This window comes from Aeromicrobium sp. A1-2, assembly GCF_003443875.1.
Classification (GTDB): Bacteria; Actinomycetota; Actinomycetes; order Propionibacteriales; family Nocardioidaceae; genus Aeromicrobium.
In genome coordinates this window covers 1,606,108-1,630,318 of the sequence record NZ_CP027482.1, presented here as the reverse complement: position 1 = coordinate 1,630,318, position 24,211 = coordinate 1,606,108, and the positions used below count along the sequence as shown (strand labels likewise).

Sequence of the window (24,211 nt, the reverse complement as noted above, 5' to 3'; positions counted from 1 at the left end):
CAATCGCCACGCCCAGGTGACCGGACGACCATGATGGGGGCGTGACCCTCCAGATCCACCGCGCCGAGCGGGCCGACCGGCTCGTCGTCGGACTGGCGGAGGTGCTGGCTGAACCGCTCGCGGACCCGTTCGCCGAGGAGCTCGTGGTCGTGCCGGCGCGTGGTGTCGAGCGGTGGCTCGCGCAGCAGCTCGGGCACCGGCTCGGCGCGAGCGCGGGGCGTCAGGACGGGGTGTGTGCGGGCATTCGGTTCGCCTCACCGCACTCGTTGGTCGCCGAGCTGCTCGGCACCCGCGACGACGACGCGTGGGACCCCGACCGGCTGGTCTGGCCGCTGCTGGACGTCATCGACGCGTCGATGGGGGAGCCGTGGTGCCGCTCCCTGTCGCGTCACCTGGGTCATGAGCACACTGGCATCGAGCGCGAGCTGCGGCAGAGCCGGCGCTACGGCGTCGCCCGACGGGTGGCCGGGCTGTTCGCGTCCTACGCCGTGCAGCGGCCCGACATGATCGCTGCCTGGGGTGCGGGGCAGGACGTGGACGGTGTCCTGTCGACAGGCTCAGCAACATCGGCCCTGGACGCCGACATTCAGTGGCAGGCGGAGCTGTGGCGGCGGCTCGTCGCGACGATCGACGCGCCGACCCCCGACGTACGCCTGATCGAGACCGTGGCCACCCTGCGCGACGACCCTGCGTCGGTCGACCTGCCGCCGCGGATCTCCCTGTTCGGCCACACCCGCATCTCGGCGGGGGAGGCGCGCCTGCTCGACGCGCTGGGAGCGCACCGCGACGTGTACCTGTGGGTGCCGCACCCCTCGCCCGCGCTGTGGGACGCACTCGCCGGGCGCGCGGCCACCGGCGCGGTCCGCCGCAGCGATGACCCCGCGCCGACCGACGCGCCCAACCCGTTGCTGATCTCGCTGGGCCGGGATGTCCGCGAGATGCAGCGCACGCTCTCGGGTCTGCCTGACGTGCAGCACGAGCACTTGCCGGCGGTCGATCCGCAGCCACCCACGACACTGCTGGGCTGGCTGCAGGACGACCTGGTCCGCGACCACAGCCAGACCACGGGTCGCACGCTGGCCGACACCGACCGCAGCGTGCAGGTGCACGCGTGCCACGGCAAGGCCCGCCAGGTCGACGTGCTCCGCGAGGTGCTGGTCGGCCTGCTCGAGGACGATCCGACCCTCGAGCCGCGCGACATCCTGGTGATGTGTCCCGACATCGACACGTACGCCCCGCTGATCAGCGCCGCCTTCGGGCTGATCGGGGTCGTCGAGGGTGGTCACCCGGCCCACCACCTGCGCGTACGCCTGGCCGACCGCGGCAGCGCCGGCGGCAACCCCCTTGTCGGCGTCGTCCGCGCGCTGCTCGACCTCGCCACGACCGGACGGGTCACCGCGACCGAGGTGCTCGACCTGGTCGCGATGGCCCCCGTGCGGCACCGGTTCGGACTCTCGGACGACGACCTGCAGCAGCTCACCGGTTGGGTCGAACGCTCCGGTGTGCGGTGGGGCTTCGACGCCGACCACCGCGAACCCTTCGGGCTGGGCGACCTCAAGCCCAACACGTGGCAGTTCGGCCTCGACCGGGTGCTGCTCGGTGCGGCCGTGGCCGAGCACCGCGGCGGCTGGGTCGACACCGTGCTGCCGATCGACGACGTCAGCAGCGGCGACCTCGACCTGGCGGGCCGGTTCGCCGAGATCATCGAGCGGCTGCGGACGACGATCGACGCGATGCTGACCGAGCAGCCCCTGGCGGTGTGGGTCCAGACGCTCCGCGACGGCATCGGTTCGCTCGCCTCGGTGCCCTATCGCGACGAGTGGCAGACCGCCCAGCTCGAGCGCGAGCTCGGCCGGCTCGCCGACAGCGGCGCCGGCTCCACGACACCCCTGCACCTGGCCGAGGTCAGCGAGATGCTGATCGGCCGGCTCGGCTCACGACCCACCCGCGCGGGCTTCCGCACCGGCACCCTGACGGTCTGCACGATGGTGCCGATGCGGTCGGTGCCGCACCGCGTGGTCTGCATGATCGGCCTCGACGACGGGGAGTTCCCGCGGGTCGGCGCGGTGCACGGCGACGACGTGCTGGCCCGTGAACCCATGACGGGTGAGCGTGACGTCCGCAGCGAGGACCGACAGCTGTTCCTCGACGCGATCCTCGCCGCGACCGAAACCCTCGTCGTGACCTACACCGGCGCCGACGAACGTACGGGCCAGTCACGACCCCCCGCCGTGCCGCTCGGCGAGCTGATCGACCAGCTCGAGCGGACCGTCGACGCCGACACACGACAGCAGGTCGTCGTGCACCACCCGCTGCAGCCGTTCGACCGGCGCAACGTCCTGCCCGGCGCGTTGGTGCCCCGGAAGCCGTTCAGCTTCGACCCGGCAGCTCTGGCCGGAGCCCTCGCGACGGCCACGGCCCGCCCGGCCGCGCCCGAGGAGTTCCTGCCCGGCCGGCTCGACGCCCGGCCGACCGAGGACGTGTCGTTGCGCGACCTGGCCGACTTCCTGGCCCACCCGGTCAAGGCGTTCCTGCGCCAGCGGCTCGATGTTGGCGTGCTCAGCGAGGCCGAGGCCGTGCGCGACGACATCCCGATCGAGCTCGACGCGCTGCAACGCTGGTCGGTCGGCGACCGGGTGCTGCGCGACGCGCTGGCCGGTGCCGACCCACACGAGGCCCGGCAGGCGGAGTACCGCCGCGGCGTCCTGCCGCCCGGACAGCTCGGCCGCAAGCTCCTCGACGACGTCATCGAGGCCGTCACGCCGTTGGTGCAGCGGACCGGTGGGCTGCGCAGCGGCATGGCCCGCGCGGTCGACGTCGACATCACCCTCGACGACGGCCGCCGGATCCTCGGCAGCGTCGCCGACGTGCACGACGACCGGGTCGTGGCGGTCACCTATTCGACCCTCGCGGCCAAGCACCGGCTGAAGTCCTGGCTCGACCTGCTTGCGCTGGCCGCCTCCGAGCCTGCGGTGCCGTGGGTCGCGCACGCGATCGGCCGAGGCAAGGGCGGTCGGCACGCCGAGGTCGGCCCGATCAACGAGATCGCCCGCACCCACCTGGCCGACCTGGTCGCCCTGCGTGACCTCGGCCTGTGCGCCCCGCTGCCGCTGCCGCTCAAGACGTCGCTGGCGTACGCCGAGCGCAGTCAGGGCACCCTGCACACCGCCGCGCTCGCGGCCGCCCGCGGCGAGTGGGACGAACGGACCCTGCGCAACAACGTGCGCATCCCCGGTGAGAGCGACGACGCCCACCACGGCCTGGTCTGGGGCCCCGGTGCGCCGCTGGAGGCGTTGCTGGACCGCGGCGACGCCGGCTCGCAGTTCGCAAGCCTCGCGCACCGGCTGTGGGACCCGCTGCTGGCGATCGAACGGCTGGACTCGTTGTGAGGGCGTTCGGCATCCGCGACCCGTTGCCCACCGGGACGACCCTGCTCGAGGCCAGCGCCGGCACCGGCAAGACGTGGACCGTCGGCGCCCTGGTGACCCGGTACGTCGCCGAGGGGGTCGCGAGCCTCGACGAGCTGCTGATCATCACCTTCGGCCGCGCGGCCAGCCGCGAGCTGCGCGAACGGGTCCGCGAGCAGCTCGTCGAGGCCGAGCGCGAGCTGGCCGACCCTGCAGCGGCCGCGGGTCACCGCAACGAGCTGATCGTGCTCCTCGCCGAGGGCGACGCGGCCGTCGTGGCGCAGCGGCGCGAACGCCTGCGCGCGGCGTTGGCGGACTTCGACGGAGCCACGATCGCGACGACGCACCAGTTCTGCCAGCTCGTGCTCCGCAGCCTCGGCACCGCGGGCGACGCCGACGCGGGCGAAGAGCTCGTCGAGAGCCTCGACGAGGTCGTGGTAGAGATCGTCCACGACCTCTACCTCGCGCGCTACCGGCTCGACGACCCGCCGTTCACCATCGACGACGCGCTGGCGCTGGCCCGCCGGGCGGTCGGCGACCCGCAGGCCCAACTGCTGCCCGACGACGCCGACCCGGGCTCTCCCGCCGGTGTCCGCGTCGGCTTCGCCCTGGCCGTCCGCGACGAGCTCGACCGGCGCAAACGGGCTCTGGGTCTGCTGGGATACGACGACCTGCTGAGCCGGCTGGCAGTCGCCCTGGAGGGTGACGACGCCCCGGCCCGCGACCAGATGCGCCGCCGCTGGCAGGTCGTGCTGGTTGATGAGTTCCAGGACACCGACCCGGTGCAGTGGCAGGTCCTGGAACGAGCGTTCGGTGGCCACGCAGCCCTGATCCTGATCGGCGACCCCAAGCAGGCGATCTATGCCTTCCGCGGCGGTGACGTCGTGACCTATCTCGAGGCGGCCGCGACGGCGGGGGAGCAGGCGACCCTGGCGACCAACTGGCGCAGCGACGCACCTCTGGTCGAGTCGCTGCTGGTCCCGTTCGGAGGGGCTGCGCTGGGCGACCCACGGATCGTCGTGCACCCCGTCGGTGCCGATCACGCCGGTTCACGGCTCGCCGGCCCCGCACCGATGCCGCCGTTCCGCCTGAGGGTGCTGACCCGCTTCGACTTCGGCGCCGCACCGGGCGCCAAGATCAGCGCCCCGCGCGCCCGTGAGCGGATCGCCGACGACCTGGCCGCCGACATCGCCGCGACGCTCGCAGGCGGCACAACCTTCGACCACCGGCCGCTGGCCGCCGGTGACATCGCGGTGCTGGTCTACTCCCACCCGCACGCCGCGCTGGTCCAGGCCGCGCTCGCCGGGCACGGCATCACCGCCGTGCTGGCGGGGGGCACCAACGTCTTCCGCAGCGCTGCCGGCGACGCCTGGCTGACCCTGCTGGAGGCGATGGAGCGGCCGCAGAGCAGCCCCCGCGTCCGCGCGGCCGCGTTGACCGACTTCTTCGGGCACTCCGCGACCGAGCTGGCCTCGTCCGGCGACGCCCTGACCGATGCCGTCGCGACCCGGGTGCGTGATCTGGCCGATCTGCTCCGCGACCGGGGGATCGCCGCGGTCTTCGAGGCCACCTCGGGCCACGGCGAGCTCGCCCGACGGGTGCTGGAGCGGCCCGACGGTCGGCGCCGGATGACCGACCTGCGGCACGTCGCGCAGAGCCTGCACGAGATCGCCGAGCGCGACCGGCTCGGCCCGGCCGCGCTGCTGGCCTGGCTGCGGTCGCAGCGCGACGACTCGGCCGACGGGGCCGCCGAACGTACGCGCCGGCTCGACAGCGACGCCGCCGCGGTGCAGGTCGTCACGGTGCACGCCAGCAAGGGCCTGCAGTACCCCATCGTCTATCTGCCGTTCCTGTACGACCGGTGGATCCCACCCGAGGACGTGCCACGCTTCCACGTGGGCGGCGATCGCGTGCTCGACATCGGCGGCAGGAGCGCTGGCTCGTGGCGGGCCAGCGAGACCGCCGCCAAGCTCGAGGACAGCGGCGAGCAGCTGCGGTTGCTGTACGTCGCAGCGACCCGGGCCCAGTCGCAGGTCATCGCGTGGTGGGCGCCGACCACGAACGCCAACAACGCGGGCCTGACCCGGCTGCTGTTCGGCCGCCGGCCCGGCGAGGCCACCGTGCCGAGCTCGACCCCCGCGCCCACCGACGAGGAGGCCGTGCGCATCCTCGGCGAGTGGCAGTCGCTCGGCGGACCCGTCGTGGAGCGGGTGCTCCCGCGGGAGCGTCTCGTGGTGCCGGACGAGCCGCAGACCGGCGATCTCGCCGTGCGCACGTTCGACCGGCTCGTCGACGCGTCCTGGCGGCGCACGTCGTACACCGCGTTGACCCGGGTCGACGACCCGTCACCGACGGTCGGCAGCGAGGCGCCCGACATCGGCACGATCGATGAGGACACCGAGGAGCTGACCGTCGCGGGGGAGACCACGGTCGACGTCCTGTCGCCGATGGCCGACCTGCCCACCGGCGCCGCCTTCGGCAGCCTGGTGCACGGCGTGCTGGAGCACCTCGACGTCACGACCGACGACCTGCGTGAACACCTCGCCGAGCTGGTCCGTGGCGAGCTCGGATACTGGGGGGTCGACGCCGACCCGGGAGACCTGGCCGATGCGCTCGTCGCAGTGTGCCGCACTCCCTTGGGACCGCTGGCCGACGACCTGACGCTGGAGACGCTGCTGGCGGACCGGCAGCTGCGCGAGCTCGACTTCGAGATCCCACTTGCCGGTGGCGACAGCCCCGCCGCCCGGGGCTCGGCGGGCGGTGAGCCGCACCTGGGCGATCTCGCACCGCTGCTGGAGCGCCACCTCGACGCCGGCGACCCAATGCGGGCGTTCGCCGACCGGCTCCGGGCGCCGGGGCTCGCGGGCCAGTCGCTGCGCGGATATCTGTCCGGCTCGATCGACCTGGGGCTCCGGCTCCCGGACGGTCGCTGCCTGGTCGTGGACTACAAGACCAACTGGCTCGGCGACTTCGAGACCCCCCTGACGCTGGACGGTTACAGCGCGACGGGACTCGCGGCGGCGATGAACTCCGGCACGTACCCGCTGCAGGCTTTGCTCTACAGCGTCGTGATGCACCGCTACCTGCGCTGGCGCCAGCCCGGCTACGACCCCCAGCGCCATCTCGGCGGCATCCTCTATCTCTACGTCCGCGGCATGGCCGGTCCTGAGACGCCACGTGCGGACGGTCAGACGTACGGCGTGTTCGCCTGGCGGCCGCCCGCTGCGCTGATCGAGGCGCTGTCGGACCTGCTGGACGGAGTCGCACCATGACCGAGCTGATGACGTTCGACGATCCGTACGACCGGCGCCTCGCGCTGGGTGTCGACGGGCTGCTCGGCGAGTTCAACCGCGCCGGTGTGCTGACCGCCGCCGACGTACGGATCGCGCTCCGGGTTGCGGCGCTCGCGGGGGAGGAGTCGTCGACCGTCGCGCTGGCCCTCGCCCTGGCGGTGCGCTCGGTGCGGCACGGATCGACCTGCGTCGAGCTGTCCGAGCTGACCGAGAGCCTCGGCGGCAAGACTCCCGAGCTGCCGTGGCCCGCACCGCAGGCATGGCACGCCGAGGTCGCCGCCAGCCCCCTCGTCGAGGCCGACGTGCCGGTGCTGCGGGTCGAGGGCCGGCTGATCTATCTGGACCGTTATGCCGAGCTCGAGCGCGACCTGTGCCGCGACCTTGTCGAGCGCGGCACCCGCCCGCCGCCGGAGCCTGACGAGGCACTACTCGCGGCGGACCTGGCCCGGTTGTTTCCCGGCGAGGGCTACGCCGAGCAGCGTGCGGCCGCCGAGAGCGCCGCACGCGGCTGGACGTCGATCCTCACCGGCGGCCCCGGCACCGGCAAGACCACGGCCCTGGCCCGGCTGCTCGCGGTGCTGGCGTCGCAGGCCACGTCAGCAGGACGGCCGCCGCTGCGGGTCGCGCTCGCTGCCCCGACCGGCAAGGCCGCGGCCCGCATGAAGGAGGCTGTGGCCGCGGTCGCCGACGCCGAGGCGTTCACGGCCGAAGAGCGCGCGTGGCTCAAGGGGCTCGCCGCTTCGACGCTGCACCGGCTGCTCGGCGTACGTCCCGACAACGGCACGAGGTTCCGTCAGGACCGCGACCACCGCCTGTCACACGACGTCGTGGTCGTCGACGAGAGCTCGATGGTCTCGCTGACCCTGATGGCGCGCCTGGTCGAGGCCGTACGGCCCGACAGCCGGTTGATCCTGGTCGGTGACCCCGACCAGCTCGCCTCGATCGAGGCGGGCACGGTCCTGCGCGACCTCGTCGGTGGCTGGGGCAGCGGGCCCGCGTCGCCGGTGTCGCACCTCGTGTCGGGGCACCGCTTCGGCAGTGAGATCAGCGCGCTCGCCGACGCCGTCCGCGACGGCGACGCCGAGGGAGCGATCGCAGTGCTCCGGGCCGGCCACGACACCGTGCGGCTCGTCGCCGCCGACCGGCTGCCATCGACGATGCGCGACCTGCTGCTTCCCGACGCCCGCGCGATGCTCGACGCCGCGCGCGACGGCCGGGTCGACGACGCCCTCGCGGTGCTCGACTCCCACCGACTGCTGTGCGCCCACCGCGAGGGTCCGTTCGGCGCAACAACGTGGAACGACCAGGTCGTGCACTGGCTCGACGAGGACGCGGGCCACACCCTTGGACGGCCGTGGTTCGCCGGCCGACCGGTGCTGGTGACCGAGAACGACCGGGGGCTGCGCCTCTACAACGGTGACACCGGCATCACGGTGCCGGCCGGCGACGGACTCGCGGTCGTCATCGCGGAGGAGGCCCGGCGACGATTCGCACCGTCGCGGCTCGGCATGGTTCACACGGCGTACGCCATGACGGTGCACCGCAGCCAGGGAAGCCAGTTCGACCGGGTCTCGGTGCTGCTGCCCGGCGACGACTCGCGGCTGCTGACCCGCGAGCTGCTCTACACCGCGCTGACCCGCGCACAGACCTCGGTGACCCTGATCGGCACCGAGGACGCCGTGCGCGCTGCGATCGACACCCGGGTGCAGCGCGCCAGCGGCCTCGCGGAGCGGCTCACGGTCGCGGTCGACAAGGCTCGCGGCGGGTGATCGGGGGCCTTTGGCCCTGTACGTGGCGACGGTCGCGAGGCAAGATCGCGTGATGACCTCGTATGTGTACGACTTCAGCCAGGGTGGGATGGACCAGAAGGACCTGTTGGGGGGCAAGGGCGCCAACCTCGCCGAGATGACCGGGCTCGGCATGCCGGTGCCGCCGGGCTTCACGATCAGCACCGATGCGTGCCGGGCCTACCTCGCCGAGGGCCAGCAGCCCGACGGCCTAGCCGAGGAGGTCACGACGCACCTGACGGCGCTGGAGCAGGCGCGTGGCAAGCGGCTGGGCGATCCGGACGACCCGCTGCTGGTGTCGGTGCGCTCGGGCGCGAAGTTCTCGATGCCCGGGATGATGGAGACCGTCCTCAACGTGGGCCTCAACGACGTCTCGGTGCAGGGCCTGGCCCGAGTCGCCGGTGGTGACGAGCGGTTCGCGTACGACTCCTACCGCCGGCTCCTGCAGATGTTCGGCAGCACCGTGCTCGGCATCGAGGCCAGCATCTTCGCCGACGCATTGGACGCGCTCAAGGCCGAGCGGGGCAGCGAGGACGATCTCGACCTGACCGCCGACGACCTACGCGGTCTCGTCCGGACGTACCAGGACCTGATTCGCGAGCACAGCGGACGCGACTTCCCGCAGGACCCCCGCGAGCAGCTCGACCTCGCGGTGCTCGCGGTGTTCGACTCGTGGAACACCGAGCGGGCCGCCCTCTATCGCCGACAGGAGCAGATCCCCGACGACCTGGGCACCGCGGTCAACATCTGCTCGATGGTGTTCGGCAACGGGGGAGAGGGCTCCGGCACGGGGGTCGCGTTCACCCGTGACCCGGCGACCGGTCGACAGGGGGTCTACGGCGACTACCTGGTCAACGCGCAGGGCGAGGACGTCGTCGCCGGCATCCGCAACACCGTGCCGCTGGCCGACCTGGAGCAGATCGACAAGGCGGCGTACGACGAGCTGTTGGCGATCATGGCGCGACTGGAGTCGCACTACCGCGACCTGTGCGACATCGAGTTCACGGTCGAGCAGGGCAAGCTGTGGATGCTGCAGACGCGGGTCGGCAAGCGGACGGCCGAGGCGGCGTTCCGCATCGCCCACTCGCTGGCCGACGAGGGCATCATCGACTTCGACGAGGCGGTCGACCGGGTCACCGGGGCCCAGCTCGCGCAGCTGATGTTCCCCCGGTTCGACACTGACTCCGAGCGGCACCTGATCGGCACCGGCATGAACGCCTCGCCCGGTGCGGCCGTCGGCAAGGTCGTGTTCGACTCACCGACCGCCGTCGAGCGGGCCGCCCGCGGTGACGACGTCATCCTCGTACGACGGACGACGACCCCCGACGACCTGTCCGGCATGGTCGCCGCCAAAGGCATCCTGACCAGCCGTGGCGGCAAGACGTCGCACGCCGCCGTCGTGGCCCGCGGCATGGGTCGCACGTGCGTGTGCGGGGCCGACGGTCTCGACGTCGACATCGCGGCGGGTCGCTTCACCGCGGCCGACGGCACCGTCATCGCCGAGGGCGACACGATCTCGATCGACGGCACGACGGGTGAGATCTTCGCCGGCGCCGTCGAGGTCGTCGACTCGCTGGTCGTCCGCCACTTCGAGGGCGACGAGGCCGCCGGCGACGACGAGCTCGTCCGCGCGGTGACCCGGCTGATGGATCACGCCGACTCGGTGCGCAGGCTCGGTGTGCGGGCCAACGCCGACACGCCCGAGGACGCGACCCGGGCCCGACGCTTCGGCGCGCAGGGCATCGGGCTGTGCCGCACCGAGCACATGTTCCTGGGTGACCGCCGCGAGCTCGTCGAGCACCTGATCCTGGCCGAGGACGCCGAGCAGCAGCGGGTGGCGCTCGATGCGCTGCTGCCGCTGCAGCGTGAGGACTTCACCGGGATCCTGGAGGCGATGGACGGGCTGCCGGTTACGATCCGGTTGCTGGACCCGCCACTGCACGAATTCCTGCCCGACTACACCGAGCTCGCGGTGCGGCTCGCAATCGAGCAGGAGCACGGTGAGGACCAGCCGCGCACCCACCGGCTGCTCGCCGCGGTCAAGCGACTGCACGAGGAGAACCCCATGCTGGGGCTGCGTGGGGTGCGGCTGGGCATCGTGATCCCCGGCCTGTTCACGATGCAGGCTCGGGCGATTCTCGAGGCCACCGCCGCGCGTACGGCTGCCGGGGGAGACCCCCGACCGGAGATCATGATCCCGCTGGTCGCCGCCCCGCAGGAGCTGGAGCTCATGAAGGCCGAGATCATCGCGGTCGCAGCCGAGGTCGAGCAGGAGACCGGCACGAAGCTGTCGTTCCTGGTCGGCACCATGATCGAGCTGCCCCGAGCGGTCATGGTGGCCGACCAGATCGCCGCGTCGGCGGAGTTCTTCTCCTTCGGCACCAACGACCTGACCCAGATGACGTGGGGGTTCTCCCGCGACGACGTCGAGGCGTCGTTCTTCTCGACGTACCTGGACAAGGGCATCTTCGCGGTCTCACCATTCGAGTCGCTGGACACCGAGGGCGTCGGGCAGCTCGTCGCCCAGGCGGTGCGCACGGGGCGTGAGGCGCGCCCCGACCTGCACCTCGGCGTCTGCGGCGAGCACGGGGGAGACCCCGCCTCGATCCACTTCTTCGACGAGGTCGGGCTCGACTACGTGTCGTGCTCGCCCTATCGCGTGCCGGTCGCCCGGTTGGAGGCCGGACGTTCCGCGGGTGCCGGGTCTGCGTCGGCCTGAGACGCGCGCCTCGCATGACGGGTCAGGTTGCGCTCGCCTTGTGGAGCATCCCCTTCATGGCGACTCGGGCCCGACGGTTGATCACGGCAAGCTTGCCCGATCCGAGCAGGTAGCGGTGTGGTGCCGAGTGGTGTCCCAGGTACAAGCGGCTGCGTCGCAGCCACAGAGCCATGTGTCGATTGCAGCTGAGCATGTTTTGCGTCGTGGCGACCAGCGTGCTGGCCAGGTCGTGCGTGAGCTCCGGGTGCGGCACAGGCACGCAGATCTTGTTGCGTCGCTCGTCGCTGAGATCGAGCAGTTCCATGTGGGCCAGCAGCGCTGCGCTGAAGGTCTGTTGACACATGAACACCGACTGCAGGGTCACCCTCCCCGCGGAGAACAGCGGATGAGGGTCGACCTGCACGAGCCCGTTGGCTGAGCAGTCAACGAACAGGGTGTCGGTGACCGTGGGGATGGTGCCGCGGTCCAGGCGGATCTCTTCGCTGCCGATGTCCTGCACCCGACCCAGTCGGACGACGTCCTCGACCCGTCTCAAGGTGGCAAGCTCACCCCGGTCCACGGTGGCGCAGCGCCACTTGGTCGGCAAGGTCTGATCGTCGAGCCGGAAGACGATTCCCTTCTGCTCCAGCTCGAGGAAGGCTTCATCGATCGTGGTGGAGTCGGCGATGCTCTCCACCATGGACACCACAGAGTCCAGCACGATGCTCGGCTGCATGTGGGCTCGATCCAGCAGCCACGCCTCGTTGGGCGCTATCCACTGGATGCGATCAGGGTTGACCTGGTTGCCCAGCAGGAACAGGATCGCGTCGATCGCGGTCTTGCCGGCACCGATGATCACGTACCGCTCCCAGGGCCGTCGGACCTGGGCCAGGCCATTGGGCGGGATCACCGTGACGCCGGGGTCGATGGTGTATTTCGGCGCGCAGACCGAGGGGACCCTCACCTGCATGTAGGTCCCGTCGACGATCCTGCGGTGGGCGGTGACCGTGGTGACCCGGTCGGGGTCGACCGTTGAGACGATCCGTCCGTCCCCCTCGTACTCACTCATGGGCAGGAACTGCAACCGACCGGTGCGAATGAAGCGGTCCATGGCTTGGCGGTAGTAGGCCACCAGGTCTGCGCCGCCGCTCAAGTCCTCGCCGCCGTGCCCGAGGGGCGTCGAGTTGAGTCCATAGAAGGCGGCGGGTTGGTGGAGCCTGACGAACGGGTAGGCATCGTTCCAATGGCCACCGGGATTTGCATGGCGATCGACCATCACGATGCGCGCAGTCGGGTCCTCGGTGAGGATCACGTCCGCGAACCCCATGCTCATGGCACCTGCCCCAAGAATCAGGTAGTCGGTCTCCACATGGTGTGTCGGCATTGCGGTACTCGTTCCTCACCGATGTGTCGGCGATCGGCAGATGTGGAGCCGCTGCTCCTTGGCCTTCAACAACGTAGATCGGTGCCGAAGGCCAGCGCGTCACCATTCGGGGTGCACCTCAGTACCCTTCGGGGGGAACTCGCTTCCCATCGGTCTGCAATGCCGTTTGCATGGCATCCATGAGCCAATCAATCTCGCTGAAACCGAACCCCCCAGCTGCCGCAACCAGCGACTCGAGGTCCAACCGTTCCTCGGTCAACACGCCTCCGCGTCTGCAGGACTTCGATGTGATCGGTGACGACAGGGCACTCGTCGAGGCCATGGAGGCGTTCGGGGCAGGCCATCGGATCGCCGAGGCCTCCGTCCTCGGTCGAGCCCTCGGATCGGCCGACCTGCTGGAGGCCGGATTCGCAGCGAACGAGCACCCTCCCGTCCATCAGCCGTACGACCGATCGGGCAGGCGCGTCGACCGGATCCGCTTCGACCCGTCGTGGCACCACATCCTGGGACTGGCGGTCGAGCACGGAGTCGCTGGCCGGGTGTGGGCCGACGCCGATTCCGCGGCGCAAGTGGCCCGGGCAGCCAAGTTCATCGGCGTCACCCAGATCGAGGCGGGGGTCGGATGCCCTCTCGCGATGACCTACGCGTGTGTGCCTGCCCTGCGTCTGACGCCGACAGTCGCCGAACGGTGGGAGGGTCTGGTCACCTCGGGGGTCTACGACTCGCGTTCGCTCCCGATCGAGCAGAAGCGGGGTGCGCTGATCGGGATGGCGCTCACAGAGAAGCAGGGCGGCTCGGACTTGAGCATCAACACGACCACAGCCGTGCCCGATGGCCAGGATGGCTGGTATCGAGTGACGGGCGAGAAGTGGTTCGTGTCTGCTGTCCACTCCGACGGCATGTTCGTGCTGGCACACACGCCGGAGGGCATGACCTGCTTGCTCGTTCCGCGTCGGCTGGAGGACGGGAGCGACAACGGGTGGACGCTGGACAGGTTGAAGGACAAGCTCGGCAACCGATCGAACCCGACTGCGGAGGTCCGGTTCGACTCCTCGGCAGCGCAGCTCGTCGGTGAACCGGGGCACGGCGTGCGGGCCATCATGTCGATGATCGGTGGAACGCGTCAGGACTGCGTCCTCGGTTCGACTGCCGTCATGCGCACCGGAACGATCGAGGCGATCCACTGGGCTTCGCATCGTTCGGCCTTCGGTCGGCCGTTGGCCGAGCAGCCCGCGATGACCGGTGTCCTGGCTGACCTCGCGCTCGAGAGCGAGGCTGCCACCTGGGCGGCGCTCAGGCTCGCGCGGGCAACGCAGGAGGCTTCAGATGGCGATCGGACGGCGATGGCCTTCCGTCGCCTCGCAGCGCCGGTGTTGAAGTTCTGGGTGTGCAAGCGGGCGCCGATCCACGCGGTCGAGGCGCTGGAGTGCCAAGGGGGATATGGCTTCGTTGAGGAGTCGCGACTGCCTCGCAACTACCGCGAGGCGCCCTTGATGTCTGTCTGGGAAGGATCGGGCAACGTGCAGGTACTCGACGTCCTGCGCGCCATGCGCAGCGAGCCGGAGGCGATCGTGGCCTTCTTCGACGAGCTCGACCTCGCGGCCGGGGAGAACCGGCGCCTCGACACCGCGGTGCTGCAGCTGCGCGAGATGGTGGCAGGCGGGGTCGACGAGGCTAGGGCCCGGGAGCTGACCGGCCGGATGGCGCGCTGTCTGCAGGCATCGCTGCTCGTGCGTTTTGCACCCAGCTTCATCGCCGACGCGTACTGCGCGGCCAAGCTGGAGGACGGTGGGGGAGTCCTGGGCACCTTGCCGTACGGCATCGACGCCCACGCAATCGTCGCGCGTCACGGGATCGCCCGATGACGCGCGTGGTGGCCGTCCAGCCGGCGCTGCAGATCGGGGACGTTGAGGGCAACCTGCACCGGTGTGCCGAGCTGGTGCGCGCGGCTGCACGGGAACACTCACCGGAGGCGATCTTCCTTCCCGAGGCGATCACCCCCCCGAACGCCTACGACCGCCGGTTGCGATCGGTGGCCCGGCCGCTCATGGGCGCCCCGTTGCAGACGCTGCGGTCACTCGCCCGCGAGCTCGACTGCGTTGTTGGTGGCGGCTTCATTGCCGTCCGTGGTGACGAGACCCGTGGCACCTACGCACTCTGTGAGCCTGATGGTGCAATCCATCTTCACGACAAGGACCAGCCATCGTTCTGGGAGAACAACTACTACGCCGGTGGAAGTGATGATGGCGTCATGAAGACGTCGCTCGGCTCGATTGGTGTTGCCAACGGGTTCGAGTGGGGCCGGGTGCGCACGGCGAAGCGACTTGTGGGCCGCGTACAGCTGCTGGCCGGTGGGATGCACTTTCCGTCCTTCCCGACCTGGCCGTTGACCCACAAGCTGTTCATCGAGCGCGATGAGGCGATCTTGGAGCAGTACTGCCGCGAAACGCCTCCGCGGATGGCTCGCATGCTCGGCGTACCCGCGGTCCACGCATCACACGTCGGCCCGTTCACGATGGAGACGCCCCTCCTGCCCGGGGTGAAGTGGCCGTCCCGGATGCTGGGGGAGACGACCATCTGCGATGCCGACGGCGTCGTCCTGGAGCGGTTGTCATACGGGGACGGCGAGGGATACGTGTGCGCAGACGTGACCATCACCGAGCCTGCCCCGCGCGATCCGATTCCGGACCTGTTCTGGAATGCGCCGCTCCCGGTCTCGGTGCACCTGGTCTGGTACGCGGGGAATGCGCATGGAGTGTTGAAGTATCGCGCGATGAAGGCGCTGGGGCTCCACTCCTGGTCGCCCAGCACTGACCTCCCGGCGTATACGCCAGCCGACGTGGCTCCGCCGATCGGGTGATGCTGTGCGGGGCGTCGGAAGCGCAGGATGGTGGGACTACCGTGGTGCCGTGGAACAGACTTCTGGCGAATCGACGTCCGGGTCGATTGCCGGAAATCTGCCGGCGTGGCCCGCCAACCCTCCGGACAGCCCCGCGTCGACGGCCCGGGCTGCCCTGGATGACGAGCTCGCTGATCTCGAAGAGCGCATCGGGCAGCTCGCCGATGACGCTGACCCAGCCCTGGCGGGGGCCCTCAGCGACCTGGGCAACCTCCACGAACGGCGCCATCGCGCGACTGAGTCGTTGCTCCGTGACCGTCTGGAGGTCCTCGCGCGAGTGCACGAGGCGCTCGCCAACCTGCGAAAGATGCCGGACACCGACTCGATGATCGCGGCAGCTCCCCGGCATGCCGGGGAGTCCTGCGGCTTCGACCGCGCGGTGCTCTACCGGGTCCGGGGCCGGGAGCTGGTTGCCGAATCCATCTGGGTGAGGGATGACCCGGAGGGCTCGGACCGCATGTTGGCGTTCAGCCGGGAGCACCCGGCTCTGCTCGCCTCACGAGTTCTCGAAACTGAGATGGTGCGCCGCCGTAGGCCCATGGCGATCCAACAGGTCGTCGGCAATCCGCGGATCTTCGCCGAGCTTGCCGAGGCCTATGACACCCGGTCGTACGTGGCTGCCCCGATCATGCCCGAAGGTCGGGTGATCGGTTTCCTCCACGCCGATCACCGGCTGAAGCCACGTCGGGTGGACGACTTCGATCGCGACAGTTTGTGGGCCTTCGCGGAAGGATTTGGATTCGCGGTCGAACGATCCCAACTCACTGACCGGCTCCGGGCGCAGGGCCAGGAGCTGCGCCGGTTGCTCCAGCGGACCGAGGCGGTCGTCGCTGAGTACCTCGATGCAGAGGTCGAACTTGTGACGGGGGGCTCTGATGGTTCCGGAGCGTCGCGAGTCGCCTCCGCAATCGTGCCGGCGTTCGGCAACGGCGAGCTTGCGGACCTGTCCAAACGAGAGTTGGAAGTGCTGGCGCTCCTGGGTGGTGGCGCCTCCAACGCGAGCATCGCAGCGCGACTGTTCATCACCGAGGACACAGCCAAGTCGCACGTCAAGCGGATCTTGCGAAAGCTCGGCGCAGCCAACCGTGTCGCCGCCGCCACCATCTGGATCAGGAACCAACAGCAACGCGTGGGCATTCACGGCGAGTCCTTTCCCCCGGGCTGAGCGCGCCGTGCCGGCCCGATGGTCTGCGTCGGCCTAGCGGTCGTCCCTTCGTGTCCGGCCGACGATCAGACCGGCCAGCAGGGCGCCGAGCGTGCCCAGCAGCTCGTCGCTGAGGGTGTCCTCGTACGCGCCGTCGAGCTCGGTGCCGCGGCGGATGAAGGTGTACCACTCGCCGATCTCCCAGCCGATCGCCAGCACGGCGCCGAGGCCCGTGATGGTCAGCACGAGGGTCCAGGTCGGTCCGGTCCAGACGAGCCGGAGCAGCAGGCCGCAGCCCCACAGCAGCAACACCCAGTTGACGAAGTGGTTGGCGTTGTCCCACCACTCGACCCGGTCGTAGAGGTCGATCGTGTTGCCGGTGACGTCGACGAGGAACGGTGACATGATCAGCGCGGACGCCCCCCACGGGAGCTCGCCGACCGTGGTCCGCCCGCGGGTGCGCCACCACCAGGTGGCCGGGATGATCAGCATCAGCACCGGATAGACGATCAGGCGGTAGCCGAATCCCTTGCCGTCGAACTGCTCCAGGCCGCCAAACGCCCCGACCGTGAGCTGGACGACTGTGAGGGCAAAGATGGCTGCTGCGGCGAGAAGACCGCGGTTCCGGAGTGTCGTCATGGCGATACCTTCCCACGCGCGGAACCGCGTCGAGGCCATCTTCGACCGGCGGCGCAGGGAAGATCTGGTGGGCGGGGGATGGGCACTCTCTGGAGACAATCTCCTGCGCTCCTGCCCAAATCTCGGCCGGGTCCGACCGATGCAAGAAGTGCCGACCGGCTGCGGTAAAGTTTCCCCTCGGAACGACGGGCTGTAGCGCAGCTTGGTAGCGCACCTGACTGGGGGTCAGGGGGTCGCAGGTTCAAATCCTGTCAGCCCGACCGTGTGATCTCGCAAGAGATAAGAGACACCCGAACCTGCGGAAGCAGGTTCGGGTGTTCTTCATTTGCGCGGTTGGTAGTCGCGTTCTGGGTCTATTTCTAGGTCTCTGAGTAGCTCCCCAGTGACGGCGTTCACGACCCTGACGTTGAGGTCTTGGATGAGCAGGATGACGTGGGTTCGGGCGTGGGTTCGGCCGATGCCGATGTGGTGGAGTTTGCCGTTGACGCGGAGCGTCACGGCCCCTGTTTTGTCGATGCGGTCGTGGCGGATCCGGTCGTGGGTGTCGGTGTCGCGGGAGTTGCCTGGCAAGGCTTTGGCATCGAGTCATAGAGCGTTGCCGGTGTTGCTCGGTGTGGCAACGACCGGTGGGGGCGGCGGTGGTTGTATTCGTCGACGAACTCATCGAGTAGTGCCTGCAGCTCGACAATCGTCGCGGGTTGGACCGGCTGAGCGCGGAGCCACTTCTTGAAGGTCTGTTGGAATCTCTCGACTTTGCCCTGAGTCGTGGGGTGGTTCGGTCGGCCGTTCTTCTGGATCACGTGCAGTCGGCGGAGTTCGTGCTCGAAGCTGTTGCGTCCGCCTTGGCGGCCGATGCCGGCGAGGCGGACGGTGTAGACCATGCCGTTGTCGGCGAGGGTTGAGGCGGGGATTCCAACGGTTTTGATCGCGGCACGGAACTCGGCGAGGACGATGGGCGTGGTGACCCGGTGGTGGGCGGTGACGCGGATCGCCATGCGGGTGCAGTCGTCGAGCCAGGTCAGGATCTCGGTGTCATGTCCGGTGCTGAGGCGGTAGTGGGTGAAGTCTGATTGCCAGGTCTCGTTGGGCATCTGCGCTTCGAAGCGGATGTAGGACGACTTCGGTCGCTTCCGTGGTTCGGGACGACGAGGCCGGCTTTGGCCAGGTGTCGGCTGATCGTGGCGGCCGAGACAGTGACGTCGTGGTGCTGCTGGAGGTGCCAGGCGATGGTGTCGGGTCCGGCGTCCAGACCAACCTCGGACAGCTGTTTGCGCAGACGGACGACCAGGTCTGCGGTGTGGTCGCTGATCGCTGTGGGTGATGTCTTGGGCCGCCGCGATCGGGGTTCGAGTGCGGCGTCGCCCTCGGTCTCGTAGCGGGCTTTGAGTTTGTAGACCCAGGAGCGGTGGACGCCGTAGCGGGCAGCGACCTCCGACGGTGACTGGTGCTCGACGAACAGGGCGGTGATGACCAGACGAGCCTTCGACATGCTCGAGCATCACCAGCAGCCGAGGTGTCTCCTATGTCTTGAGAGATGTGTCGCCTATGTCCTGAACCAGCACACTGTCAGCCCGACCGTGTGATGTCTCAGGACATCGGAAACTCCCGGACCTGCATTTTGCAGGTTCGGGAGTTTTTTCATTGGCCTTGGTAGTCGCGTTCTGGGTTGATGGTGAGCTCGCGCAAAAGCTCTCCGGTGACGGCGTTGGCGATGCGGACGTGCAGGTCCTGGATGAGCAGGATGACGTGGGTTCGGGCGTGGGTTCGTCCGACTCCGATGTGGTGCAGTTTGCCGTTGACGCGCAGCGTCACGGCACCTGTTTTGTCGATGCGGTCGTGACGGACACGGTCATGCGTGTCGGCGTCCCGGCTGTTGCCGGGCAGAGCTTTCGGCATGGTCTCGAACAAGGCGGCCGGTGTTGCCTGGTGGGGCAGGGATCGGTGGGGCGGCGGCTGTTGTATTCGTCGACGAAGACGTCGAGCACAGCTTGGAGTTCGTCGATGGTGGCGGGTTGGACCGGTTGGGCGCGGAGCCACTTCTTGAGCGTCTGCTGGAAGCGTTCGACCTTGCCCTGGGTCGTGGGGTGGTTGGGGCGGCCGTTCTTTTGGACCACGTCCCAGTCGCGGAGTTGTTGCTCGAAGCTGTTGCGTCCGCCTTGCCTGCCGATGCCAGCGAGTCGGACGGTGTAGACCATGCCGTTGTCGGTCAGCGTTGAGGCGGGAATGCCGTGCTGGCCTGCGGTTTTGCGGAAGGTGGCCTTCACGATTGTCGTGGTGATCGCCCGGTGGGCGGACACGTGGAGGGCGTAGCGGGTGCAGTCGTCGAGCCAGGTGATGATCTCGACACCTTTGGGATAGGCCTTGATGTCGGTCAGCGGGTAGTGGGTGAAATCGGACTGCCAGGTCTCGTTTGGCATCTGGGCCTGGAAACGGATGTAGGAGGACTTTGGTCGCTTCTTCGGCTCGGGACAACCAGTCCGCCCTTGGCCAGCTGTCGGGCGATCGTGGCCCTAGAGACCGTCACATCGTGATCTTGTGCCAGGTGCCAGCCGATCGTGTCTGGGCCGGCGTCCAGACCGGCGTCGACCAGCTTGCGGCGGAGCGTCCAGATCAGCTCGACCGTCTCGGCCGGTGTCGCGTTCGGTGTTGTTTTGGGCCGTCGAGAGTGTGGCTCAAAGGCCGCCTCGTCTTCAGTGCGGTAGCGGGCCACGAGCTTGGAGACCCACCCTTTCGACACCCCGTAGGTCGCGGCGACGTCGGCTTGGGTGCGGCCCTCGAGGACGACGGCGGTGATGATCAGGCGGGCTTTCGACATGGCCGAATCCGACCAGCGAAGTGTCTCCTATGTCTTGAGACAGCAGTTTCCTATGACCCGAGACATGGGTTTCCTATGTCCTGAACCAGCACACTGTCAGCCCGACCGATCAGGCCCGGAAATCCAGTGGATTTCCGGGCCTGAAAGCGTTAGAGATTTGATCAACCACCCAGAAACCCTCCACTTTGCTCCTTCTTGCGGAGCGCAGACACAATGGCACGGCGGCTGGTGCCGACTGTTACTGGATGTCCCCGGCCGCTACGGCGCGACTAGCGCACCTGATGGGTATGAACACCCACGAGACGGCATTGAGCGGTCTGGAACCGCTGCTGAGCGTCGGCGAACTCGCCGAGTATCTGGGCGTACCCGTGCGGACGATCTACGACTGGCGCCAGAGCGGACATGGCCCACGGGGTCTCAGGATTGGTCGCCATCTGAAGTTCATGATGAGCGACGTGACCCAGTGGGTCGAGGCCCAGCGCGATGCCTCTGCATGTTCCGAGCCGTGAGCCGGGTGAACCACCATGGCTAGGCCGCGGACCCCGGTCGGGACCTTTGGTGACATCGAGTTCACGGCGTTGCCGAATGGCGATGTACGGGCGCGCACCCGCTTCCGCGACTACGACGGTCAACTGCGTCGCGTCGAGGCGACGGCGCCCACGCGGAAGATGGCCGAGCATCGGCTGAAGGAGAACGTCGCGGCCCGCGCGGATCACACCGTCGGCAGTGGCGAACTCGCCGCCGACAGCTCGTTCACGACATTGGTGGAGGTCTGGCTGGAGGATCTCGACCTCGAAGGGAGACTCGCGCCGAGCACGCGGGAACTCTATGAGCGCGACATGCGTGATCTGGTGCTGCCCGCGTTCGCGAACTTCGCACTGAGGGAGATCTCGGTACGTCGAGTGGATCAGTTCATCAAACGGCTCGCATCTGCCCAGAGCTACAGCAAAGCCAAGCACGCCAGGACGGTGCTGAGTCTCGCGTTTGGCCTGGCCGTCAGGTACGACGCGCTGAGAGAGAACCCGGTGCGGGAAATATCGCGTCTGAGGCCGCCTCCGTCACAGGCGCTGGCCTTGACGGCTCCGCAGGTGGAGGCGATCAGGCATGCCGTCCGATCCTGGCGCCGCGAGGAAGGTCTCAACGGCCCAAAGCCAGATGGACAGTTGGAGCAGATCATTGAGGTGATGCTCGGAACATCGGCCCGGATCGGTGAGGTGCTCGCCATCCGCAAGACCGATGTCGATGTCACCGGCACACCAGCGACGGTTCGACTCTGCGGGACGATCGTGTCGCCCAACGGGAGGGCCACCCACCGCCAGGACCATCCCAAGACTATGAGGTCGAACCGGACCATCTCGGTGCCGAGCTTCACTGCTGAAGTACTGCGGGACCGGCTCGTGTTGATCGCTGAGGAGGATCCTGAGCACCTGATCTTCTTCAGTCGAAACCACACGCCGCTGACGACCAATAACGTGCGGCGACGGCTGCGCAGCATCCTCGACGGAGTGGGGATCACGGGCGTCACGCCGCACTCCTTCCGGCGCACCGTCGCGACAGTGCTGGACCGGGCGGGCGGAGCGGAACTTGCGGCCGAGATGCTTGGCCACACGTCGTCCGAGATTACCAAGACCTACTACATCCAGCCGGACGAGAAGGTGAATCCGGTGACCGCGGAGATCCTTGAATCGCTCGCACCGCGTGCAGGGAAGGTGGATGATGAATGACGAACGTCATACCCTTTTCCTTGTAGATGGAAAAGGGTATTCTTGGGTTGTCGACCTGGAGTTGATCGAAGACTGGCTCAAGGGGGCAGACGACGACACCTACGACCAGATCATTGCGGCGATCCGGATCCTGGCCACCGTTGGCCCGGGACTGGGAAGACCGCTGGTGGACAACCTCGTGGGATCGCGACGCAACAACATGAAGGAACTACGGCCGGGTTCGTCCGGACGGAGCGAGGTGCGGATCCTGTTCGCCTTCGACCCGAAGCGGCACGCGATCATGCTCCTGGCTGGAGACAAGCAAGGGCGCTGGGACAAGTGGTACCGCAAGAACATCCCAGTCGCTGATGACCGGTACGACGCGCATCTGGCGCAGGTGAAGAAGTAGAAGGGTTGGAACTGAGATGGGCAAGACGTTGGAGGACCTGCTCGTAGAGCGGCCGGGCAACCCTGAGGTACAGGAAGCACACATGAAGCGGATGCTCGCCGAGGTCCGTGCCTACAAGCTCCGTGAGCTGCGCGAGATGATGGCGCTTACCCAGACCGATGTCGCTGAGACGCTCTCGGTCAGCCAGAAGCGGATCTCGGAGATCGAGCGTGGCCAGGTCGACTTCACCAAGGTCGACACCCTGCGCCGCTACGCCGACGCTCTCGGCGGCAGCCTCAAGGTTGAGGTCACCGTGGGGGATGAGACCTACCAGATCGCCTGAGGTGTCTCCGCGCTCAGAGCGACAACTCTGAGAGCGGATGCAGCGTCTGGCGTTGGCTCGGATCGATGCTCCGGGTGAAGGACGCACGTGACTGTGCTGAACCGACCGGAACATGCGGCTCAGCAGGTTCCGGCCTCAGACGGGTTTTGGCCGTGTCCAACACCGGGGCGCCGGGCGGTACCTCGAGAGGGATGTGGCGGGATCGCTGTTGCTTAACCGCGCCGCCGGCGGACAGGTCAGCGCGGGGGATTCCGATCCGCATGAGGTAGCTGCGGTCGTCGGCGCCGGCCGCGATGGTGTCGGCGATGCGTCGGTCGATGTGGGTAAAGAGGGCGTCGAGGTGCCGCAGTGCCCGCGCTTCGATCGGCGTGTTTGGGCTGAGGTTCTGAACGCGGGCTGCGGCCAGAGCGCCTTGTGCGGCGGCAACGCCGTGGCCGACGAGGCCGCGCAGGTTGCGCGTCTGGTCGACCAACAAGGTGTAGGTCTCGGCTCGTTCGACCCACCTCGCGGCGAGTTCACCACCGCCGCTCACGGCTTGGGCGAGGTTGGAAGCATGGTGGGAGACGATGCGCTGCGAGTCCAAAATCAGCCGCAGGCTGTGGCCGTCGGGTTGATACCCGAGCCGCACGAGGAGGTTGTTCTCGGCCTGAAGAACCCCGCCCAGCAAGGGAAGAGTCGGCCCGTCGGCCAGGCGCACGGGTGGGCGCCAGCCGCGGCGGTCGACGGCGTAGTCAGGCTCGCCGTAACCGGCGTGCGCGGCGCAGACAACGGCCGCCCGGCCGAGCAAATTTACCTCGACGATCGGTTCCCAACCGGAAACGGCAGTGGCGTAGCGACGGTCGAGCCCGGTCAGGGCTCGGGTGGTCTCGGCGGCGTCCTTGAGGACTGTCATCGCCTGATCGTCGGTCACATCGCCGTAGCTGAGGCCGGCGGGAAAGTCATGCTCGCCGAGAGCGGCACCTCTGGCTGCTTGGCGCCACAGGTCGACGACGTGATGCGGGTGCGGCGTGGCCAACTGCTCCACGGTCGGCAGGGGAGCGGTGTAGCCGACGCGCGCTTCTGCGAGCCGGACGCGGAGTTCCTCGGCCGGGCCGCGGGTGCGCGGTGTTGTCTCGCCGAGTTCAGTACTGGGGTTCGATGCTCGCACGCCGTGTTGGCACCACACGGTGATGCTGTGCCGGAATGACCCGACTAACTGGATGGCATCGGCAGGCAGGTCGTCCGATCCGCGGCTGTTGCGGCCCAGTTGCATCAGAGAGGTGAGCGCGTCCCGGAGTTGGGCAGTGTTGTCGCCGTACATCAGAACTCACTGATGTCCGCACATGGATCGTCGCGATCCTGGGCCACGGCGAGCATGTCGAGGAGCAGCTCGATCTGCAGTTTGTCGACGCCGTGGTCGGTGAGTTCCTTGACCGCACTGACGGCGATTGCGTGCAGGATCGCGCGGTTGTCGGCCAATCCGCTGGTGTCGAGCGCGGGGATGTCGTCGCCGTGGATGAGGTCCAGGTAAAGCAACGCGTGCTCGTACTCGACCGATCCATCGAATGTCGCTGCCTCGTCGGCCAGGGCCGCGATGTAGGAGCGGGCCTCGGCCAGAGTGACCGCGTGAGCAAGCAGCATGGCGGGTTTCTTTCGTTGAAGAACAGGTGCGCAGACCGTCACCGTGCGCCGTGCCGGCCCTGCGACGCCGTGCCGGTTGGTGGGGTTGTGG

21 protein-coding genes and 1 tRNA gene are annotated in these 24,211 nt (G+C 68.6%); 12 read left to right on the top strand and 10 right to left on the bottom strand.

What is annotated here, in order from left to right; translation table 11 throughout:
• The first annotated feature begins 41 nt into the window (after positions 1-41).
• From recC to ppdK, 4 genes are read left to right on the top strand one after another with little or no spacing between them, the layout of a single operon-like run.
• Entirely contained in the window at positions 42-3,389 is a 3,348-nt protein-coding gene (gene recC, locus C6I20_RS07910; RefSeq protein WP_118395456.1) for an exodeoxyribonuclease V subunit gamma, read from the top strand.
• On the top strand, positions 3,386-6,679 hold the full coding sequence (locus C6I20_RS07905; RefSeq protein ID WP_118395455.1) for a UvrD-helicase domain-containing protein: 3,294 nt from the start codon (positions 3,386-3,388) through the stop codon (positions 6,677-6,679). The genes recC and C6I20_RS07905 overlap by 4 nt, the downstream gene beginning before the upstream one ends.
• On the top strand, positions 6,676-8,469 hold the full coding sequence (gene recD / locus C6I20_RS07900) for an exodeoxyribonuclease V subunit alpha (protein WP_118395454.1): 1,794 nt from the start codon (positions 6,676-6,678) through the stop codon (positions 8,467-8,469). The genes C6I20_RS07905 and recD overlap by 4 nt, the downstream gene beginning before the upstream one ends.
• Positions 8,470-8,521: 52 nt before the next feature.
• The gene (ppdK, locus tag C6I20_RS07895; RefSeq protein ID WP_118398733.1) at positions 8,522-11,206 is read left to right on the top strand and encodes a pyruvate, phosphate dikinase; all 2,685 of its coding nucleotides are present in this window, start codon (positions 8,522-8,524) and stop codon (positions 11,204-11,206) included.
• Between the two features lie 22 nt (positions 11,207-11,228).
• On the opposite strand, the gene C6I20_RS07890 is transcribed toward ppdK, so the two are convergent.
• The gene (locus C6I20_RS07890; RefSeq protein ID WP_162891204.1) at positions 11,229-12,569 is read right to left on the bottom strand and encodes an NAD(P)/FAD-dependent oxidoreductase; all 1,341 of its coding nucleotides are present in this window, start codon (positions 12,567-12,569) and stop codon (positions 11,229-11,231) included.
• Between the two features lie 179 nt (positions 12,570-12,748).
• On the opposite strand from C6I20_RS07890, the gene C6I20_RS07885 reads away from it, so the two are divergent.
• Genes C6I20_RS07885 through C6I20_RS07875 form a run of 3 tightly spaced genes read left to right on the top strand, consistent with a single transcriptional unit; the run spans position 12,749 to position 16,633 of the window.
• Positions 12,749-14,434 carry an acyl-CoA dehydrogenase family protein gene (locus C6I20_RS07885; RefSeq protein WP_216823031.1) on the top strand — a complete coding sequence of 562 codons (1,686 nt, stop codon included), beginning with the start codon at positions 12,749-12,751 and terminating at the stop codon, positions 14,432-14,434.
• A complete protein-coding gene (locus C6I20_RS07880; RefSeq protein WP_118395451.1) occupies positions 14,431-15,429 on the top strand; it encodes a carbon-nitrogen hydrolase family protein in 999 nt (332 codons plus the stop codon). Before C6I20_RS07885 ends, C6I20_RS07880 begins: the two co-directional genes overlap by 4 nt.
• Before the next feature lie 49 nt (positions 15,430-15,478).
• A complete protein-coding gene (locus tag C6I20_RS07875; protein ID WP_118395450.1) occupies positions 15,479-16,633 on the top strand; it encodes a LuxR C-terminal-related transcriptional regulator in 1,155 nt (384 codons plus the stop codon).
• A gap of 33 nt (positions 16,634-16,666) precedes the next feature.
• Here the strand turns inward: C6I20_RS07875 and C6I20_RS07870 are convergent, their stop codons facing one another.
• Positions 16,667-17,251 (bottom strand): hypothetical protein, encoded by a 585-nt coding sequence (locus tag C6I20_RS07870; RefSeq protein ID WP_118395449.1) that lies wholly within the window; start codon positions 17,249-17,251, stop codon positions 16,667-16,669.
• A gap of 186 nt (positions 17,252-17,437) precedes the next feature.
• Here C6I20_RS07870 and C6I20_RS07865 point away from each other — a divergent pair.
• Positions 17,438-17,511: transfer RNA gene (locus tag C6I20_RS07865), tRNA-Pro, on the top strand.
• Between the two features lie 61 nt (positions 17,512-17,572).
• On the opposite strand, the gene C6I20_RS17380 is transcribed toward C6I20_RS07865, so the two are convergent.
• The 6 genes from C6I20_RS17380 to C6I20_RS17355 all read right to left on the bottom strand — a co-directional run bounded on the left by C6I20_RS17380 (position 17,573) and on the right by C6I20_RS17355 (position 20,066).
• A complete protein-coding gene (locus C6I20_RS17380; RefSeq protein WP_216823030.1) occupies positions 17,573-17,749 on the bottom strand; it encodes a hypothetical protein in 177 nt (58 codons plus the stop codon).
• A complete protein-coding gene (locus C6I20_RS17375; RefSeq protein ID WP_216823029.1) occupies positions 17,746-18,342 on the bottom strand; it encodes an integrase core domain-containing protein in 597 nt (198 codons plus the stop codon). The genes C6I20_RS17380 and C6I20_RS17375 overlap by 4 nt, the downstream gene beginning before the upstream one ends.
• A complete protein-coding gene (locus C6I20_RS17370) occupies positions 18,270-18,740 on the bottom strand; it encodes a helix-turn-helix domain-containing protein (protein ID WP_216823028.1) in 471 nt (156 codons plus the stop codon). Before C6I20_RS17370 ends, C6I20_RS17375 begins: the two co-directional genes overlap by 73 nt.
• A 149-nt stretch (positions 18,741-18,889) precedes the next feature.
• Positions 18,890-19,063 (bottom strand): hypothetical protein, encoded by a 174-nt coding sequence (locus C6I20_RS17365; RefSeq protein ID WP_216822860.1) that lies wholly within the window; start codon positions 19,061-19,063, stop codon positions 18,890-18,892.
• Positions 19,060-19,668: a DDE-type integrase/transposase/recombinase gene (locus tag C6I20_RS17360; RefSeq protein ID WP_216823027.1), complete on the bottom strand. Its 609-nt coding sequence runs from the start codon at positions 19,666-19,668 to the stop codon at positions 19,060-19,062. Before C6I20_RS17360 ends, C6I20_RS17365 begins: the two co-directional genes overlap by 4 nt.
• The gene (locus C6I20_RS17355) at positions 19,623-20,066 is read right to left on the bottom strand and encodes a leucine zipper domain-containing protein (RefSeq protein ID WP_216822862.1); all 444 of its coding nucleotides are present in this window, start codon (positions 20,064-20,066) and stop codon (positions 19,623-19,625) included. The genes C6I20_RS17360 and C6I20_RS17355 overlap by 46 nt, the downstream gene beginning before the upstream one ends.
• Before the next feature lie 245 nt (positions 20,067-20,311).
• On the opposite strand from C6I20_RS17355, the gene C6I20_RS07850 reads away from it, so the two are divergent.
• Genes C6I20_RS07850 through C6I20_RS07835 form a run of 4 tightly spaced genes read left to right on the top strand, consistent with a single transcriptional unit; the run spans position 20,312 to position 22,500 of the window.
• Positions 20,312-20,575 (top strand): AlpA family transcriptional regulator, encoded by a 264-nt coding sequence (locus tag C6I20_RS07850; RefSeq protein WP_254052297.1) that lies wholly within the window; start codon positions 20,312-20,314, stop codon positions 20,573-20,575.
• 15 nt (positions 20,576-20,590) lie between these two features.
• Positions 20,591-21,790: a site-specific integrase gene (locus C6I20_RS07845; protein ID WP_118395447.1), complete on the top strand. Its 1,200-nt coding sequence runs from the start codon at positions 20,591-20,593 to the stop codon at positions 21,788-21,790.
• Positions 21,780-22,178 carry a type II toxin-antitoxin system RelE/ParE family toxin gene (locus C6I20_RS07840; protein WP_254052296.1) on the top strand — a complete coding sequence of 133 codons (399 nt, stop codon included), beginning with the start codon at positions 21,780-21,782 and terminating at the stop codon, positions 22,176-22,178. Before C6I20_RS07845 ends, C6I20_RS07840 begins: the two co-directional genes overlap by 11 nt.
• Positions 22,179-22,194: 16 nt before the next feature.
• On the top strand, positions 22,195-22,500 hold the full coding sequence (locus tag C6I20_RS07835) for a helix-turn-helix transcriptional regulator (RefSeq protein ID WP_118395445.1): 306 nt from the start codon (positions 22,195-22,197) through the stop codon (positions 22,498-22,500).
• Between the two features lie 13 nt (positions 22,501-22,513).
• Here the strand turns inward: C6I20_RS07835 and C6I20_RS07830 are convergent, their stop codons facing one another.
• Positions 22,514-23,800, bottom strand: a complete 1,287-nt coding sequence (locus tag C6I20_RS07830) for a hypothetical protein (RefSeq protein WP_118395444.1) — start codon at positions 23,798-23,800, stop codon at positions 22,514-22,516.
• Positions 23,800-24,120 carry a hypothetical protein gene (locus C6I20_RS07825; protein ID WP_118395443.1) on the bottom strand — a complete coding sequence of 107 codons (321 nt, stop codon included), beginning with the start codon at positions 24,118-24,120 and terminating at the stop codon, positions 23,800-23,802. The genes C6I20_RS07830 and C6I20_RS07825 overlap by 1 nt, the downstream gene beginning before the upstream one ends.
• Positions 24,121-24,211: the final 91 nt, after the last annotated feature.

Excerpts from the sequence above, each read along its gene's own strand:
- C6I20_RS07830 (WP_118395444.1), bottom strand. The coding sequence starts at position 23,800 with ATGTACGGCGACAACACTGCCCAACTCCGGGACGCGCTCACCTCTCTG.
- C6I20_RS17370 (WP_216823028.1), bottom strand. The coding sequence starts at position 18,740 with ATGTCGAAGGCTCGTCTGGTCATCACCGCCCTGTTCGTCGAGCACCAG.
- C6I20_RS07850 (WP_254052297.1), top strand. The coding sequence starts at position 20,312 with ATGTCCCCGGCCGCTACGGCGCGACTAGCGCACCTGATGGGTATGAAC.
- C6I20_RS07890 (WP_162891204.1), bottom strand. The coding sequence starts at position 12,569 with ATGCCGACACACCATGTGGAGACCGACTACCTGATTCTTGGGGCAGGT.
- C6I20_RS07835 (WP_118395445.1), top strand. The coding sequence starts at position 22,195 with ATGGGCAAGACGTTGGAGGACCTGCTCGTAGAGCGGCCGGGCAACCCT.
- C6I20_RS17375 (WP_216823029.1), bottom strand. The coding sequence starts at position 18,342 with ATGCCCAACGAGACCTGGCAATCAGACTTCACCCACTACCGCCTCAGC.
- C6I20_RS17360 (WP_216823027.1), bottom strand. The coding sequence starts at position 19,668 with ATGCCAAACGAGACCTGGCAGTCCGATTTCACCCACTACCCGCTGACC.
- C6I20_RS07845 (WP_118395447.1), top strand. The coding sequence starts at position 20,591 with ATGGCTAGGCCGCGGACCCCGGTCGGGACCTTTGGTGACATCGAGTTC.
- ppdK (WP_118398733.1), top strand. The coding sequence starts at position 8,522 with ATGACCTCGTATGTGTACGACTTCAGCCAGGGTGGGATGGACCAGAAG.
- C6I20_RS07885 (WP_216823031.1), top strand. The coding sequence starts at position 12,749 with ATGAGCCAATCAATCTCGCTGAAACCGAACCCCCCAGCTGCCGCAACC.
- C6I20_RS07870 (WP_118395449.1), bottom strand. The coding sequence starts at position 17,251 with ATGACGACACTCCGGAACCGCGGTCTTCTCGCCGCAGCAGCCATCTTT.
- C6I20_RS07825 (WP_118395443.1), bottom strand. The coding sequence starts at position 24,120 with ATGCTGCTTGCTCACGCGGTCACTCTGGCCGAGGCCCGCTCCTACATC.
- C6I20_RS07880 (WP_118395451.1), top strand. The coding sequence starts at position 14,431 with ATGACGCGCGTGGTGGCCGTCCAGCCGGCGCTGCAGATCGGGGACGTT.
- C6I20_RS17355 (WP_216822862.1), bottom strand. The coding sequence starts at position 20,066 with ATGTCGAAAGCCCGCCTGATCATCACCGCCGTCGTCCTCGAGGGCCGC.
- C6I20_RS07840 (WP_254052296.1), top strand. The coding sequence starts at position 21,780 with ATGATGAATGACGAACGTCATACCCTTTTCCTTGTAGATGGAAAAGGG.
- recD (WP_118395454.1), top strand. The coding sequence starts at position 6,676 with ATGACCGAGCTGATGACGTTCGACGATCCGTACGACCGGCGCCTCGCG.